The following is a 14,460-nucleotide window of genomic DNA, read 5'->3' on the forward strand; positions in this document are numbered from 1 at the left end:
CCGCGACGATCCCCAAGGCGCAGACAGTTCTGGCCGCGCTTTCCGACCTGATGACGGGTCCCTATCTGCTGGGTGCGCAGCTCACGCTGGCGGACCTGCATCTGGCCACGATCATCGCCTATTTCCGCCTGGCGCCCGAAGGCCAGCAGCTTCTCTCGCAGGCGCCCAAGATCGCGCGCTGGTGGACGCTGATGGAGCCACGCCCCAGCCTGCAGCAGACGCGCTATCCCTTGGAACTGCGCAGCTAACTAGACGGATTCCGCCAGGGCCGCATACTCGGCCGGCACCAGGCCGGCCGCGATGCGGGCTTCGTCGTTGAAGGGCGGCTTCAAGACTCCACGGAAATGTTTGCGCACCAGCGTGCCCCAGGCTTGCGCCGGGTCGAGCGCGCGGCGCTCGCATTCGAAGAGGAACCAGCGCCGGCCGATGCCGACATGGCCGATCTCCTCTTCATAGATCACGCCCAGGACCGCGGCGCTCGTCTCGTCGCCGGCGCGCTTCAGATCGCCGATCATCTTGGGCGTGACGTCGAGCCCGCGTGCTTCGAGCACCAGCGGCACGATGGCGAGGCGTGCGAGAAGATCGCCCGCGGTTTCCTCTGCCGCCTGCCAGAGTCCGTCATGGGCGGGCAGGTCGCCATAGGCGCCGCCGAGCTCTGCGAGGCGAGCGGAGAGCATGCCGAAATGCTTCGCTTCCTCGTCGGCTACCGAGACCCAGTCGTCATGGAACTCTCGCGGCATGTCGGCTTCCGGGAAGCGCGCGAGAATATCGCAGGCGAGATCGATCGCATTGAGCTCGATGTGAGCGAGAGCGTGGAGGAGGGCGATCCGGTTCTCGGGGCTCCCGGCCCCGCGCCGCTTGGGCATGTCGCCCGGGCGGCGCAGTTCGGGGCGCACCGGTCGCGCGGGACGATCGGGCGGGGCCGCGACGCCGACTTGCAACGCGCCCTCGCGCCAGGCCGCAGCCATGGCACGCGCCGCGGCAGCCTTGGCGGCGGGATCGGCGGTAGTGAGTGCGGCGACGGCGAGCGCGGCGAGGGAAGAAGCAGTGAAGAATGTCCTCGTGGGGGAGGGTGAGGGAGGGGGAACCCTCGATATCGGCAGTGGTTTTGGAATTGGGGTCATTTCGAATGTCGGCGCTACCCCCTCCCTAGCCCTACCCCGCAAGGGGGGAGGGGATAAGAGAAGAAGTTAGCGCCTTATCCCGCCTTCAATTCCTTCAGCGCCTTGAGCACCTCTTCCGAATGGCCGGGCACCTTCACCTTGCGCCATATCTTGCGGATCACGCCCTTGGCGTCGATCAGGAAGGTGGCGCGCTCGATGCCCATATATTTGCGGCCATACATGCTCTTCTCGACCCAGACACCATAGGCTTCGGTGACGTCGCCGCAATCGTCGGAGCCGAGCCTGAAGTTCAGATCGTGCTTCTTCTTGAACTTCTGATGGCTGGCGACGCTGTCGCGCGAGATGCCGATCACCTCGGCCTCGATCTTGCCGAACTTGGGGAGATTGTCGCGGAAGGAGCAGGCCTCGGCGGTGCAGCCCGGGGTGTCGTCCTTCGGATAGAAATAGAGCACGACCGGTTTGCCCTTGAGCTTCGACATCGAGATGTCGCTGCCGTCATCGCCGGGAATGGTGAAGTCCGGGGCCTTGTCGCCTTCTTTGAGTTCCGCTGGCTTCTTCGCCATCGTCGATCCCCCTCGCGGTTCCGCTCTCGAATTGTCTCCAAAGCTCCGGTCATTTGTGCCGTCGGACGGACAAAGTCAACCGGCGGGGGCTGGCGCCCGATTTTTGGCCGCAACCGGAGGCTGGGGAACGACAAGCCCCGGCCGGAAGTGGAGATTTCAGAGGAGGAGAGGAGGCCCGAACAAGGGTGGCGGTCAGCGCGACGGAGGCTGGCCTGCAGGCGGTGGCGGGTTTTCCGGCAGGCTGTCGGTGCCCTGGACCGGTCCGGGGGGCCGCTTCGTGCCGGCCTTGTTCAAGGCACCGCCCGGCTGGAAACGCAGCTGGATGAAGTTGCGGCCGACATACTCGTCCTCGGCCAGCATCTTGTCGACATCGAGGTCGGCATAGGCGAGCACGCCCATCTTGTCGAAGGCCGCCTGGATCCTGGGACCCCAAAGGCCGATATATTTGATCGTCGGCACGACGCGCCGGAACAGCACGGCGCGGAACTCCCGCATCAGCTGCGATTGTTCGGCAATCTCCATGCAGAGCTTCTTGGGCAGGCCGACCGCGTCCCACACCGTGTCGGGCGCGAGGCGCTCGCGCATCAGCCAGCAGGCTTCGACCAGGAACTCCTCGCGCTCGGCGCGCTCGGCCTCGGAGAGCTGCGGGTAATATTCCTTGAGCGCCAGCCGTCCGAAGGCGACATGGCGGGCCTCGTCCTGCATCACATAGGCGTTGATGGTCGCGGCGAGCTTGTTGAAGGACTGGTTGCGGATGCGCTGGAAGGCGGCGAGCGCCAGCCCTTCGATCAGGACCTGCATGCCCAGATAGGTGAAGTCCCAGCGTGGGTCGCGGAACACATTCTCGAGCAGCGACTTCAGGGGCGCCGTGATCGGATAGGCCATGGCGAATTTTTCGCGCAGCAGCCGGCCATAGACCTCGACATGGCGCGCCTCATCGAACACCTGGGTCGCCGCATAGAGCTTGGCGTCGAGATAGGGGACGAGCTGCACGACCTTGGAGGCGCAGACGAGCGCGCCCTGCTCGCCATGCAGGAACTGCGAGATCTGCCAGGACTGCAGATGCCAACGCAGCTCGACCTTCTTCTTCTGATCGAGCTTCTCCCAGACCGGCGAGCCGAAGATCGGCACGGTGTGATCGCCGATCTGCATCGGATTGTCGGGATGGAGATCCTGGCGCCAGTCGATGCGCTCGGACGCATTCCATTGCTGGCGCTTGCCCTTCTCATAGAGGCCGAGCAAGTCGCCGCGGCCCCCGTCATAGGCCCAATCGAGCGCTGTCTCGACCTCGCCCGGGACCTTCCAGTCCAGGCTGCCGATATCGCCCACATAGTGGAAAGGCGGCCGCTGCTTGTCGTCCTGACTCACGGGCTGTGAGGCTCTCCTTGGGGGCCTGTCGAAGATGCCAAGCCGGGTGCCGGCCGCTCAGGGTAGCGGGAACGGGTTAATGTTTCACCCGCCCAGACCTGCCGCTCTCTCAATGGGTTAGGAAAGAGATCGCCCACCCAAGATCGCCTGCGCTGCCGGCCGAGGCAAGGACCGATCTGTCGCGGGCGGGGCCTTTAAGCCCGGCCCAGGAATCTCTCATGGATCACGGCGGCCGCTTCGCCGGTCTCGGCCATGTAGGCCTTGAGGGTGGCGAAGTCGGCGGCTCTGCCGGCCGCGGCGATCGCGCGTTTGATGCCTTCGGGCAGGGCCGCCTCGTCGAAGTCTTGGCCGATCGTGAGGCGCAGAAATCCCTGGAGCCGGCGCCAGAGCGCCAGGGTATCGATGAGGGTCGCGGCATCCCCAGCCGGCAGAACGCCCGCATGCGCCAGTGCTGCCAGTGCTGCGCTGGTATTGGCGTGGATCACGTCGGGATGCTCGGCCGCATGGCGAAGCTGGAGATACTGGGCCAGGAACTCGATATCGACGAGCCCGCCGCGGCGATATTTAATGTCCCATTCGCGGTCCGTCGGGAATTGCTGGGCGACGCGCCGGCGCATATCGGCGATGTCGGCGTGGAGCTTCTCGATGTCGCGCGGCCGTGACAGCAGCTGGCGCAGGCTGGCCTCGATCTCGGCGACGAAACTGGGTTCGCCCAGGATCACGCGCGCGCGCGTCAGCGCCATATGCTCCCAGGTCCAGGCATCGACACTCTGATAGCGCAGGAAACCGTCCAGGTTCGACGCGATCGGGCCCGAATTGCCCGAGGGCCTGAGCCGCATATCGACCTCGAACAGCTTGCCTTCCGAGGTCGGCGCGTTGAGCGCCGCGATATGGCGCTGCGCCAGGCGCGCATAATAGTGGATCGGCGCCAGCGGTTTCGGCCCGTCGGACTGGGGCGGGTTCGCTTCCTGATCGGCCGGCAGGTCGTAGATGAAGACGAGGTCGAGATCGGAAGTAACCGACATCTCGCGCCCGCCGAGCTTGCCCAGCGCCACGGTCGCGAGGCCGCGGCCCGGCAGCTTGCCATGCTGATGCTCGAACTCGGCCTCGACATGGGGGGTGAGGCCGTCGACGGCGACCTCGGCGATGTCGCTCAAGGTCTCGCCGGCGGGGCCGCCATCGAGATGGTGGCGCAGCACGAGAAGGCCCGCCTGGAACTGGCGGTCCTTGGCCCAGCGCCGCGCGATGTCCAGCCGGTCCTGGAAGTCGTTGCCTTGCTCCAGCGCATGATGGAGCTCGGCGGCGAGATCCGTCTTGGGCGGGGGTGGCTTGAAGAAGTCGCGCGTCAGCACCGCATCGAGCAGGGCCGGTCGTTGGCCCAGCCGCTCGGCCAGCAAAGGCGCGCCGCCCATGATCTCCGCGATCAGCTTCAGCAGCTCGGGATTGGCATGGAGCAGGGAGAACAGCTGCACGCCGGCAGGGAGCCCCGACAGGAAGGCGTCGAAGCGGGTGAAGGCCGCATCGGGTTGGGGCGTGTGGGCGAGCGCCGTCAACAAGGCCGGCATCAGCTCGGTCAATAGCTCGCGCGCGCGGGTGCTGCGGGTGGCGCGATAGCGGCCGGTATGCCAGGCGCGGATGACGGTGGCGATCGACGCGCCATCGGCATAGCCCATCTCGCCCAGCGTGCGCACGGTGCCGGGATCGTTCTTCGAGCCGGTGAAGACGAGATTGCCGGGTCCCGCCAGCGAGGGTGCCTCCTCGAACAGCTCGGCATAATGGTCCTCGACCTCGCCCAGACGATGGAGGAGCTGCTGGCGGAACGCGTCGAGCGAGGGCTCGCCCAGGAAAGCCGCGAAACCTTCGAGCTCCGGGCCTTCCTGCGGCAGGGTCTGGGTCTGGCGGTCGTCGATCATCTGCAGGCGATGCTCGACCTCGCGCAAGTAGCGATAGGCATCGATCATCGCGTCGGCGACCTCGGGCTTGACCCGGCCGGCCGCCACCAGTGCTCGGATCGTCGGACAGGTCGCGGGCGAGCGCAGCTCGGCGTCGCGCCCGCCCCAGATCAACTGCTGGGTCTGGGCGAAGAACTCGACCTCGCGGATGCCGCCGCGGCCGAGCTTGATGTTGTGACCGCCGACCTCCATGTCGCGGAAGCCCTTGACCGCGTGGATCTGGCGCTTGATCGAATGGATGTCCTGGATAGCGGCGAAGTCGAGATGCTTGCGCCAGATGAAGGGCCGCAGCGCCTTGAGGAAATTCTGCCCGGCCTCGATGTCGCCGGCGACCGCGCGCGCCTTGATCATGGCGGCGCGTTCCCAGTTCTGCCCCATGCCCTCGTAATAGGTCTCGGCCGCCACGACGGAGAGCGCCAGCGGCGTCGAGCCCGGATCGGGCCGCAGCCGCAGATCGGTGCGGAAGACATAGCCGACCTCGGTGCGTTCCTGGAGCATGCGCACCAGATCGCGGGCGATTCGCACGAAACAGTCCTGGATCGAGCGCCGGCCGCGATAATCGATGCGCTCGCGGTCGAACAGCACGATCAGGTCGATGTCGCTCGAATAATTGAGCTCGTGGGCGCCGAGCTTGCCCATGCCCAGCACCACCAGTCCCGAGCGATGCTCCGGCAGTGCGGGGTCGGGCAGGATCAGATCGCCCTGCAGGGCGGCGCGGCGCAACAGATGGCGGGCGGCCAGGTTGATCGCGGTGTCGGCGAAGCGGCTGAGGGCCGCGGTCACGGTCTCGAGCACCCAGGCCCGCGTCAGGTCCGCCACGGCGACCAGGAGCGCCACGCGCCGGCGGGCCACGCGCAGGGCCCGCATGCAGCGGCTGGTGTCCTCCTCCGGTCCCGCTTCGCGCTCCAGTTCTGTCAGCAATCTGTCAAGAACCCGATCGGGGCCCTCCACCAAAATGCCACGAATGACCTGCGGCTCGGCCAAAGCAAGCTCGCTGAGGAACGGGCTATGGAGGAAGAGACCACCCAAAAGGGTCCGGCCACCTTGATCCGCCGCCAGATCGACCGCAAAGCCCTTCAGCTCGGGATCGGTCAGGCCACGCGCCATCTCCAGCCACCGCTCGACGCCCTGGTCGGCGCGCGGCTGGTCATGAATGCGGGGCAAAGCCGCGACATCGAGGGGAAGGGCAGAAAGAGGCATGGCGCCGAACGGTTCTTTCCCGCAGACTGCGGGAATTCAGCCCCAGGGGTCAAGCGCACGTCGCCAATCGCATCGTGGTCCGTCATTCCGCGCGAATTCTTCTGGAAATATTGGCCGCGGTCGTTGCCGGCATCGTTCTCGTCGGCGCGATCGGCGCTTGGCGCTTGTCCCAGCCCGAGCCGCTGCGCCTTTCTTTCCTGACGCCCTACGTCGAACAGGCGCTGACGCTGCCTGAGCGCTCGATGAATGTCGCCATCGACGATACGCTCATCACCTGGGCGGGCTGGGGCCGGACCATCGATCTCAGGGTCCGCGGCGTCCATATCCTCAATAATCGCGGCCGCGAGCTGGCCGTCCTGCCGGAGCTCTCGCTCACCCTCAGCGTCGAGGCCCTGCTGCATGGGATCATCGCGCCGACCTCGATCGAGGTGCTCGACGCGCAGGTCACGCTGCTGCGCGATCAGGACGGTCATTTCCGCTTCGGCCGCGTCTTCGACATGTCGTCGGACGAGACCGCCGACACCTCCACCGACACGACCGAGGCACCGGCCGGCGAGGCGCCGGTCATCCCCGAAGCGCTGGCCGCGTTCATGGCGGCGCCGGACTACAGCAAGCCGACCGGCTATCTGCGCCGCATCAGCATCGTCGATGCCAAGGTGGTGCTGGTCGATCGGCGCAGCGGCCTGGTCTGGCATGCGCCGACGGCCAGTTTCACCTTCGAGCGCCATCCCGACGGTCTCTCCGGCCATCTGCAGTTCCAGGTCCAGGAGCTCGGGCGCCCGGCGCAGTTCGAAGGCGATCTAGTCTACGACTCCGGCGTTCAGTCGGTCTCGATCGATGCGCGGTTCTCCGGTGTCGATGTCGCCAGCCTCGGATTGCTGCGCCCGGAATTGATAGCACTGCAGGGCGCCGATTTCACCCTGGACGGCCGGGTCGGCACCGAATTCAACCTCGACGGACAGCTCGAGCGCATCGATTTCGATATGGGCGGCGGGCCCGGCAGCCTGACATTGCCAGACCAACTGCCGGACCCCTTGCCGATCCGGAAGATCGCGGTCGCCGGCAAGCTCGATGCCGGACTCGACCGGCTGGTGATCGACCAGGCCCAGCTCGACTTGGGCACAACATCGAAGCCGGGCCCCAGCATCACGGTGAAAGGCTCGGTCTCGGGCCTCACCACCTATACGCAGTCGCGCACCGGCGCGATCCATGTCGCGGCCGACCTCAAGGCCGATGGCATCGCCGTGCCGGATCTCGGCCGCTACTGGCCCAAGGATACGGCACCCAAGCCGCGCAAATGGATTTTCGCCAACATCGATACCGGCGACGTCAGCAATGTGAGCGCCACACTGAGGCTGCGCCTGCTGGGTGGCGATCCCGACGCGATCGCCCTGGACAAGGTCGGCGGCACTCTCGCCGGGAAGGGCCTGACCATCCATTACCTGAAACCGATGCCGCCGATCACCGACGCGGCCGCGACCGGCAGCTTCACGGCCACCAGTTTCACTGGGATCTTCAGCGCGGGGCATGTCGGCGGCATTCAGATCGATAACGGCCGTCTCGACATCGTCGATTTCAACAAAGACGTACAGACGATCACGGTGGATGGCAATCTGCACGCCGCCATGACCGACGCGCTGGGCCTGCTCGATCATCCGCGGCTGGGTTATATGAAGCGCCTGGGGATCGATCCCAAAACCGCAGCGGGTCAGGTCAACACCCATCTCAAGGTGATCTTCCCCGCCGACAAGGATCTGGTCTTCGAACAGGTCGATCTCAGCGCCGAGGCCAACCTCATCGGTGCCGGCATCAAGCATGTGATGTTCGGCAAGGATCTCGAGGACGGCAATCTGCAACTGAAGCTGACCCGCAAGGCGATGGAGATCGAGGGTACCGGCCGTTTCGCCGGCGTCCCGGCCGGCATAACCTGGAATCAGAATTTCGTCCCTGCCGATTTCGATACCAAGATCCGGATGCAGGGCACGGCGCAGGAGGATGAGCGCAAGGCGCTCGGGGCCGATCTCAGCCCCTACGTCACCGGCCCGACGGCCTTCGACGTCATCTATACGACCTTCGACGACGATTCCGCCGAAGTGTCGGCCAAGATCGATCTGACTCCCACAACCCTGTCTTTCGATTCCCTCGCCTGGAGCAAAGCCGCCGGCACCGCGGGCCAGGCAGAAGCCCTGCTGCTTCTGCCGAAAGGCCAGGCGCCGGTGATGAAGAATTTCTCGGTCAGCGCGCCCGATCTTGCCGCCAGCGGCCATGGCAGCCTGACCGATTCCTTCGGCGTCGGTCAGATGGCGTTCGATCGCGTGTCGTTGGGCAAGACCAATTTGACCGGCGTCAAGTTTGCTTTTGTGGAGGGGCGCCCGGAGGTTGTGGTCTCAGGCGGGGTCTTGGACGTCGAGCCGTTGCTGACCGGCAAGATTACGCTCAAGCCCGAGGAAGCGGCGAATACATCCATGACGAACCCGACCAGCCCCTTCAAGATCACGGCCGACAAGCTCGATGTCGTGATGTTGGCGCCGGGGCGGCAGGTCGAGAACGTCCATGTGCTGCTGGAGCATGAGACGGAATATTGGCGGCAGATCGAGATCGACGGCATTCTGCCGGGAGGCGCACCGCTGACGATGACCTATCTGCCGGTCGAGGGCGGCAGGCATCATCTCGCGATCAAGTCGAACGATGCGGGATCCGCCCTGCGCGTGCTCGACATCTTCGACGACGTGAAGGGCGGCACGCTGAATGTCTATGGCGATTCCACCGATTCCGTGCCGAAGCGTCCGCTCACCGGGCGGGCCGAGATCCAGGATTTCCGGCTGATCAACCAGTCGGGCCTGGTGCGGCTGTTCTCGCTCACCGGCTTCATCGACGAGATGAGCGGCGAGGGCTTCCAGTTCGATCGCTTCGTGGCGGACTTCACCAAGACCGAAGGCCGCGTCGATGTGCCTTTGGCGCGCGCCCATGGCCCGTCCCTCGGCATGACCGCGACCGGTTATTTCGACCAGTCCCTGGACAAGATCGACATCAAGGGCACCATCGTGCCGGCCTATGCGATCAACAGCTTCCTCAGCAACATCCCCGTGATCGGCGATCTGCTCCAGGGCGGCAAGGGAAAGGGATTGTTCGCGGCGACCTACACGGCCAGCGGCAAGCTCTCGAAGCCCGACTTCTCGATCAATCCGCTCGCGGCGCTGGCGCCGGGATTCCTGCGCGGTCTCTTCGACATCTTCGACAGCAACGGCCAGGCCCCGCCAGCGACAGCCATGCCGGAGCAGCCGCTGGGCGAGCAGAACCGGTAAAGGTCAGCTCGGCCGCACCAGCGCGTGGCGCTTCTTGCCGGCCGAGAGCTTGATATAGCCGTCGCCGGTCAGGTCCTTGATCGTGATGCGATGGTTCTCATCGGCGATGGCGGCGTCGTTGAGCCGCCCGCCGCTGCCCTTGATCAGGCGGCGCGCTTCGCCGTTGGAGGCGGCGAGGCCGGCGCGGCGGAAGAGATCGAAGGCGGCGATGCCCTGCTCGAGCTCGCCGCGCGCCACGTCGATGACCGGCAGCTCGTCGCCCACGCCGCCCTGCTCGAAGGTGCGCCGGGCCGTCTCGGCGGCCGCTTCCGCGGCCGCGCGGCTGTGGGCCAGCGCCGTCGCCTCGGTCGCGAGCACGATCTTCGCCTGGTTGATCTCGGCGCCCCGGAGCGCCTCGAGCTTGGCGATCTCGGCCAGCGGCAGGTCAGTGAAGAGCCTCAGGAAGCGGCCGACATCGGCGTCCTCGGTGTTGCGCCAATATTGCCAATAGTCATAGGCGCCGAGACGGTCCTCATTGAGCCAGACGGCACCCGACGCGGTCTTGCCCATCTTGGCGCCGGAGGATGTGGTGATCAGCGGCGTGGTCAGGCCGAACAGCTCGCGATCGTCGGCGCGCCGGCCCAGCTCGACGCCATTGACGATGTTGCCCCACTGATCCGAGCCGCCCATCTGCAGCCGGCAGTCATGGCGGCGCGACAGCTCCAGGAAGTCATAGGCCTGGAGCACCATGTAGTTGAACTCGATGAAGGAGAGCGGCTGCTCGCGCTCGAGCCGGAGCTTCACGGAATCGAAGCTCAGCATGCGATTGACCGAGAAGAAGCGGCCATAGTCGCGCAGGAACGACATGTAGTTGAGATTGTCGAGCCAGTCGGCATTGTCGACCATGACCGCATCGGTCGGTCCCTGCCCGAAGCGCAGGAAGCTGTCGAAGCAGCGCCGGATACTGGCCTTGTTGGCGGCGATCTCTGCCCCGCTCAGCATCGGGCGGACCTCGGTGCGGAAGGACGGGTCGCCGACCTTGGTCGTTCCGCCGCCCATCAGCACGATCGGCTTGTGGCCGGTGCGCTGCATCAGCCGCAGCAGCATGATGCTGACCAGGCTGCCGACATGGAGGCTCGAGGCGGTCAGGTCGAAGCCGATATAGGCGGTGAGGCGGCCCTTGGATGCCAGCGCGTCCAGCGCGTCGAGATCCGTGCATTGATGCATGAATCCGCGCGCGATCGCTTCGCGTAGGAAATCGGATTTGGGCTCGGCCATGGTCGGGTCCGTAGCAAGGAGCGGAAAAGCCCTGGCCCGTCAGGGCGCCGGGGCTTGTCAGCGTGGGGCGCCCATGTAACACAGATTGCCCCGGACCGACAATTCCTGGCGGCCCGGCTGCGATCTCTTAACCAGGCCCCGCGTAAAGTCGTCCGCGCATGTCTCCAGACACCACCCTTCTGGCCCTTGGCCTCATGAGCGGCACCTCCTGCGATGGCGTCGGTGCCGCCCTGATCGAAACCGACGGGCATCGTCAGGTCCGTCCGCTGGCGGCGCTGACCCAGCCCTATCCCGACGCTTTCCGCACGCGGCTGCGCGGCGCCCTGGGCGACCCGGCGAAAGGCGAGGCCATCGCGGCCGAGCTCACCGACCGTCATGCCGAGGCGATCCAGGCGCTGCTGCGCGAGACGGGTCTTTCGCCCGACAAGGTGCGGGTCGCGGGCTTCCACGGCCAGACCATCCTTCATGCGCCGGAGCGCCGCTACACGCTGCAGGTCGGCGACGGTGCGCGGCTCGCGCGCGACACCGGCATCGATGTGGTCTCGGATTTCCGCAGCGACGATGTCGCCGCCGGCGGCGAGGGCGCGCCTTTCGCGCCGTTGTTCCACTGGGCACTCGCGGCGGCACTGCCGCGTCCCTTGGGCGTGCTCAATCTGGGCGGCGTCGGCAACGCCACCTGGATCGGTGAAGATCAAAATGGCGAGGCCTATCTGCTGGCCTTCGATACCGGGCCCGGCAACGGCCTGCTCGACGACTGGGCCTTCAAGACGACGGGCCAGCATTTCGATCACAACGGCGCGCTCGCCCGCCGGGGCAAGGTCGATCGCGCGGTGTTGGCGACCCTGATGGCCAATCCCTATTTCGGCCGCCCGGCGCCGAAGTCGCTCGACCGTGAGCATTTCAACGCGACCGCGCGCGCGGCTCTGGCGCCGCTTTCGCCCGGCGACGGCGCCGCCACCTTGGTGGCCTTCACCGTCGAAGCGGTGGCGCGGGGCCAGGACCTGTTTCCAGCACCCATCAACCGCTGGATCGTCACCGGCGGCGGCCGCCACAATCCCGTGGTGATGGAGGCGTTGCGCCATCGCCTGGGCGTCCCCGTCGATGCGGTCGAGACGGTGGGCTGGGATGGCGATCATCTGGAAGCGCAGGCCTTCGCCTATCTGGCGGTCCGGTCGCTCAAAGGCCTGCCCTTGAGCCTGCCCTCGACCACGGGCGTGCCGCGGCCGATGACCGGCGGCCGCCTGGACCGTCACCCCTAGGATCCTCGCCAACAAAAAGGGCCCGCCTTTCGGCGAGCCCTTTCTCATACAGGAGGAAACGCGAGCCCGCGCTCAGCGCGCGCCGGCGCGGCTCTTGGCCTTGGGTTTGGCGGTCGGATAGAGCGCCTCGAGATAATCGTCGACGCGATCGGAAACCTGATCCAGATGATCCTGGAAGAAGTGCGTGGCACCCTTGATCAGCTTGTAGTCGATCTGGATGTCGCGCTGGTTCGAGAGCTTCTGCACCAGCTTCGCCACGGACTCATGCGGCACCAACTCGTCCTTGTCGCCATGGATCATCAGACCCGAGGAGGGGCAGGGGGCGAGGAAGCCGAAATCATAGATGTTGGCCGGCGGGGCCACCGAAATGAAGCCGGTGATTTCCGGGCGGCGCATCAGCAGCTGCATGCCGATCCAGGCGCCGAAGGAATAGCCCGCGATCCAGCAGGCCCGCGCGTTCGGATTCACCGACTGCAGCCAGTCGAGCGCCGAGGCGGCATCGCTGAGCTCGCCCTCGCCGCGGTCGAACGACCCTTGCGAGCGGCCGACGCCGCGAAAATTGAACCGCAGGACGGCGAACCCACGCTGCGCGAACACCTGATAGAGGGTGTAGACGAGCTTGTTGTTCATCGTCCCGCCATGCTGCGGGTGGGGATGCAGCATGAGGGCGATGGGTGCATCGCTGCCCTTGCCGGGCTGGTAGCGCCCCTCGAGGCGCCCCTCCGGGCCATTCATGATCACTTCAGGCATGTCACAACTTCCTAAACCCGCACCGCCCTTGGCGGCACGGTTTTGAGCGATCTAAAAACCTATGGTTTCACTCGGCTATGCCAGGCAAGCGCTTCAGCCAGCCTACTTTCTATACTTGACTGAACTACTTGGTCATCCTATATCCAACAGCGCAGAATGCTGCGGCGCCGAAGGGATCTGCACCGGCTGACCGGCCGTGATCATACCATGACGCCGCGCGCGACTTTCAAGAATAAAGGGAATATGTCGGTGTTCCAAATAGTTAAGGACGAACTCGACAGTATCATCGCGCGCGACCCGGCGGCCCGGACCCGGATTGAGGTGGCTCTGACCTATCCCGGCTTCCATGCCGTGATGTTTCACAGGGTGGCCCATGGGGTCTGGATTCGGGGGTGGCGGTTCCTCGGCCGGGCCGTGTCACAAATGGGTCGTTTCCTGACCGGAATCGAGATCCACCCCGGTGCGACCGTTGGACGCCGCCTCTTCATCGACCATGGCATGGGAACCGTCGTGGGCGAGACCGCCGAGATCGGTGACGACGTCACCATGTATCACGGCGTGACCCTGGGCGGCGTTTCGCCCTCGGTCAATTCGGCGGCGCAGGTCAATCGCAAGCGCCATCCGACGATCCGCAACGGCGCCATCATCGGTTCCGGCGCGCAGGTGCTGGGGCCGATCATCGTCGGCGAGCAGGCCCGCGTCGGCGCCAATGCCGTCGTGGTCAAGGATGTCCCACCCGGCGTGGCCGTGGTCGGCATCCCGGCCCGTCCGGTCACGCGCAATGCCAGTTCCGATTTCATGGCCTATGGCACGCCCACCGGCGATCACCCCGACCCCGTGGCCCGGGCGGTCGAAGGTCTGATGGAACAGGTGACCGCGCTCAAGGCGCGGGTCGAAGAGTTGGAGAAGCATGAGGAGCAGCGCGATGTCGTCGCTCCCATGACGTTGCCGGGCATGGACCGAAACAATCCCGCGACCGAAGGCGGCGCCGAGATTCAGCCGCTGCGCCGTCGCGTGGAAAGTTAGATAAGGAGAGAGATCGTGAAGCTCAGCACAAAAGGCCGTTATGCCGTGATGGCGCTGGTCGACCTGGCAAGCCATAGCCAGGGCCGCCCCGTTGCCCTGGCCGACATCGCGGAGCGACAGGAGATTTCGCTCTCCTATCTCGAGCAGCTGTTCGCCAAGCTGCGGCGCGGCGGACTGGTCAAGAGCGTGCGCGGACCGGGCGGCGGTTATCTGCTGGCCCGCAGCTCGGCCGAGACCCGCATCTCCGATGCGATCCTGGCGGTGGACGAGCCGATCCGGGCGACGCGCTGTACCCCCGGCTCGCCGACCGGCTGTCGCACCAACAAGAGCCGCTGCCTGACCCATGATCTGTGGGAAGAGCTCGGCAACCAGATCCATCTCTATCTGAGCTCGGTGTCGCTGGAGGATGTCTGCAACCGCCGTGTCCTCGGCACCAGCCATGTGATCCATCACGAGCAGGCGGCGACGCCAGGGGCCAGCAATGGCGCCTCCGAGCCACCGGTCGGATCGGCTCCGCCGACGCCTCATCCCGCCGCGGCGCAGTAACGGCCGCGACGGCCAGGACCTTACTTAGCCAACGCGAGAAGACCAGGCCCATCGATGACCCGCCAGATCTACATGGACTATAACGCGACCGCGCCGATGCACCCCCGGGT

At 65.9% G+C, this 14,460-nt stretch carries 11 protein-coding genes; 5 read left to right on the forward strand and 6 right to left on the reverse strand.

Features of this window, described 5'->3' with window-relative positions:
• Window positions 1-248, forward strand: a 248-nt coding sequence (locus ACREE8_RS24295) for a glutathione S-transferase family protein (RefSeq protein WP_431575605.1), incomplete at its 5' end; no start/stop codon positions are given.
• Here ACREE8_RS24295 and ACREE8_RS24300 read toward each other — a convergent pair.
• The 4 genes from ACREE8_RS24300 to ACREE8_RS24315 all read right to left on the reverse strand — a co-directional run bounded on the left by ACREE8_RS24300 (window position 249) and on the right by ACREE8_RS24315 (window position 6,207).
• Window positions 249-1,124, reverse strand: coding sequence for a ferritin-like domain-containing protein (locus tag ACREE8_RS24300; RefSeq protein ID WP_431575606.1), 876 nt, complete (start codon window positions 1,122-1,124; stop codon window positions 249-251).
• 74 nt (window positions 1,125-1,198) lie between these two features.
• Entirely contained in the window at window positions 1,199-1,687 is a 489-nt protein-coding gene (bcp, locus tag ACREE8_RS24305) for a thioredoxin-dependent thiol peroxidase (protein WP_431575607.1), read from the reverse strand.
• Between the two features lie 192 nt (window positions 1,688-1,879).
• The gene (locus ACREE8_RS24310; RefSeq protein WP_431575608.1) at window positions 1,880-3,055 is read right to left on the reverse strand and encodes a ferritin-like domain-containing protein; all 1,176 of its coding nucleotides are present in this window, start codon (window positions 3,053-3,055) and stop codon (window positions 1,880-1,882) included.
• Window positions 3,056-3,249: 194 nt separating this feature from the next.
• Window positions 3,250-6,207, reverse strand: a complete 2,958-nt coding sequence (locus ACREE8_RS24315) for a bifunctional [glutamine synthetase] adenylyltransferase/[glutamine synthetase]-adenylyl-L-tyrosine phosphorylase (protein ID WP_431575609.1) — start codon at window positions 6,205-6,207, stop codon at window positions 3,250-3,252.
• Between the two features lie 110 nt (window positions 6,208-6,317).
• On the opposite strand from ACREE8_RS24315, the gene ACREE8_RS24320 reads away from it, so the two are divergent.
• The gene (locus tag ACREE8_RS24320; RefSeq protein ID WP_431575610.1) at window positions 6,318-9,512 is read left to right on the forward strand and encodes a DUF3971 domain-containing protein; all 3,195 of its coding nucleotides are present in this window, start codon (window positions 6,318-6,320) and stop codon (window positions 9,510-9,512) included.
• Between the two features lie 3 nt (window positions 9,513-9,515).
• On the opposite strand, the gene tyrS is transcribed toward ACREE8_RS24320, so the two are convergent.
• Window positions 9,516-10,769: a tyrosine--tRNA ligase gene (gene tyrS / locus ACREE8_RS24325; protein ID WP_431575611.1), complete on the reverse strand. Its 1,254-nt coding sequence runs from the start codon at window positions 10,767-10,769 to the stop codon at window positions 9,516-9,518.
• Between the two features lie 158 nt (window positions 10,770-10,927).
• On the opposite strand from tyrS, the gene ACREE8_RS24330 reads away from it, so the two are divergent.
• Window positions 10,928-12,028: an anhydro-N-acetylmuramic acid kinase gene (locus ACREE8_RS24330; RefSeq protein ID WP_431575612.1), complete on the forward strand. Its 1,101-nt coding sequence runs from the start codon at window positions 10,928-10,930 to the stop codon at window positions 12,026-12,028.
• A gap of 72 nt (window positions 12,029-12,100) precedes the next feature.
• On the opposite strand, the gene ACREE8_RS24335 is transcribed toward ACREE8_RS24330, so the two are convergent.
• Window positions 12,101-12,778, reverse strand: coding sequence for an alpha/beta hydrolase (locus ACREE8_RS24335; RefSeq protein ID WP_431575613.1), 678 nt, complete (start codon window positions 12,776-12,778; stop codon window positions 12,101-12,103).
• Window positions 12,779-13,021: 243 nt separating this feature from the next.
• On the opposite strand from ACREE8_RS24335, the gene cysE reads away from it, so the two are divergent.
• Both cysE and ACREE8_RS24345 read left to right on the forward strand, forming a co-directional pair.
• On the forward strand, window positions 13,022-13,804 hold the full coding sequence (cysE, locus tag ACREE8_RS24340) for a serine O-acetyltransferase (RefSeq protein WP_431575614.1): 783 nt from the start codon (window positions 13,022-13,024) through the stop codon (window positions 13,802-13,804).
• 15 nt (window positions 13,805-13,819) lie between these two features.
• A complete protein-coding gene (locus ACREE8_RS24345) occupies window positions 13,820-14,350 on the forward strand; it encodes an Rrf2 family transcriptional regulator (RefSeq protein ID WP_431575615.1) in 531 nt (176 codons plus the stop codon).
• The last annotated feature ends 110 nt before the right edge of the window (window positions 14,351-14,460 follow it).

The sequence above is a fragment of the Hypericibacter sp. genome, from assembly GCF_050729195.1.
Taxonomy (GTDB): Bacteria; Pseudomonadota; Alphaproteobacteria; order Dongiales; family Dongiaceae; genus Hypericibacter.

Excerpts from the sequence above, each read along its gene's own strand:
- ACREE8_RS24300 (WP_431575606.1), bottom strand. The coding sequence starts at position 1,124 with ATGACCCCAATTCCAAAACCACTGCCGATATCGAGGGTTCCCCCTCCC.
- bcp (WP_431575607.1), bottom strand. The coding sequence starts at position 1,687 with ATGGCGAAGAAGCCAGCGGAACTCAAAGAAGGCGACAAGGCCCCGGAC.
- ACREE8_RS24315 (WP_431575609.1), bottom strand. The coding sequence starts at position 6,207 with ATGCCTCTTTCTGCCCTTCCCCTCGATGTCGCGGCTTTGCCCCGCATT.
- tyrS (WP_431575611.1), bottom strand. The coding sequence starts at position 10,769 with ATGGCCGAGCCCAAATCCGATTTCCTACGCGAAGCGATCGCGCGCGGA.
- ACREE8_RS24330 (WP_431575612.1), top strand. The coding sequence starts at position 10,928 with ATGTCTCCAGACACCACCCTTCTGGCCCTTGGCCTCATGAGCGGCACC.
- ACREE8_RS24335 (WP_431575613.1), bottom strand. The coding sequence starts at position 12,778 with ATGCCTGAAGTGATCATGAATGGCCCGGAGGGGCGCCTCGAGGGGCGC.
- cysE (WP_431575614.1), top strand. The coding sequence starts at position 13,022 with ATGTCGGTGTTCCAAATAGTTAAGGACGAACTCGACAGTATCATCGCG.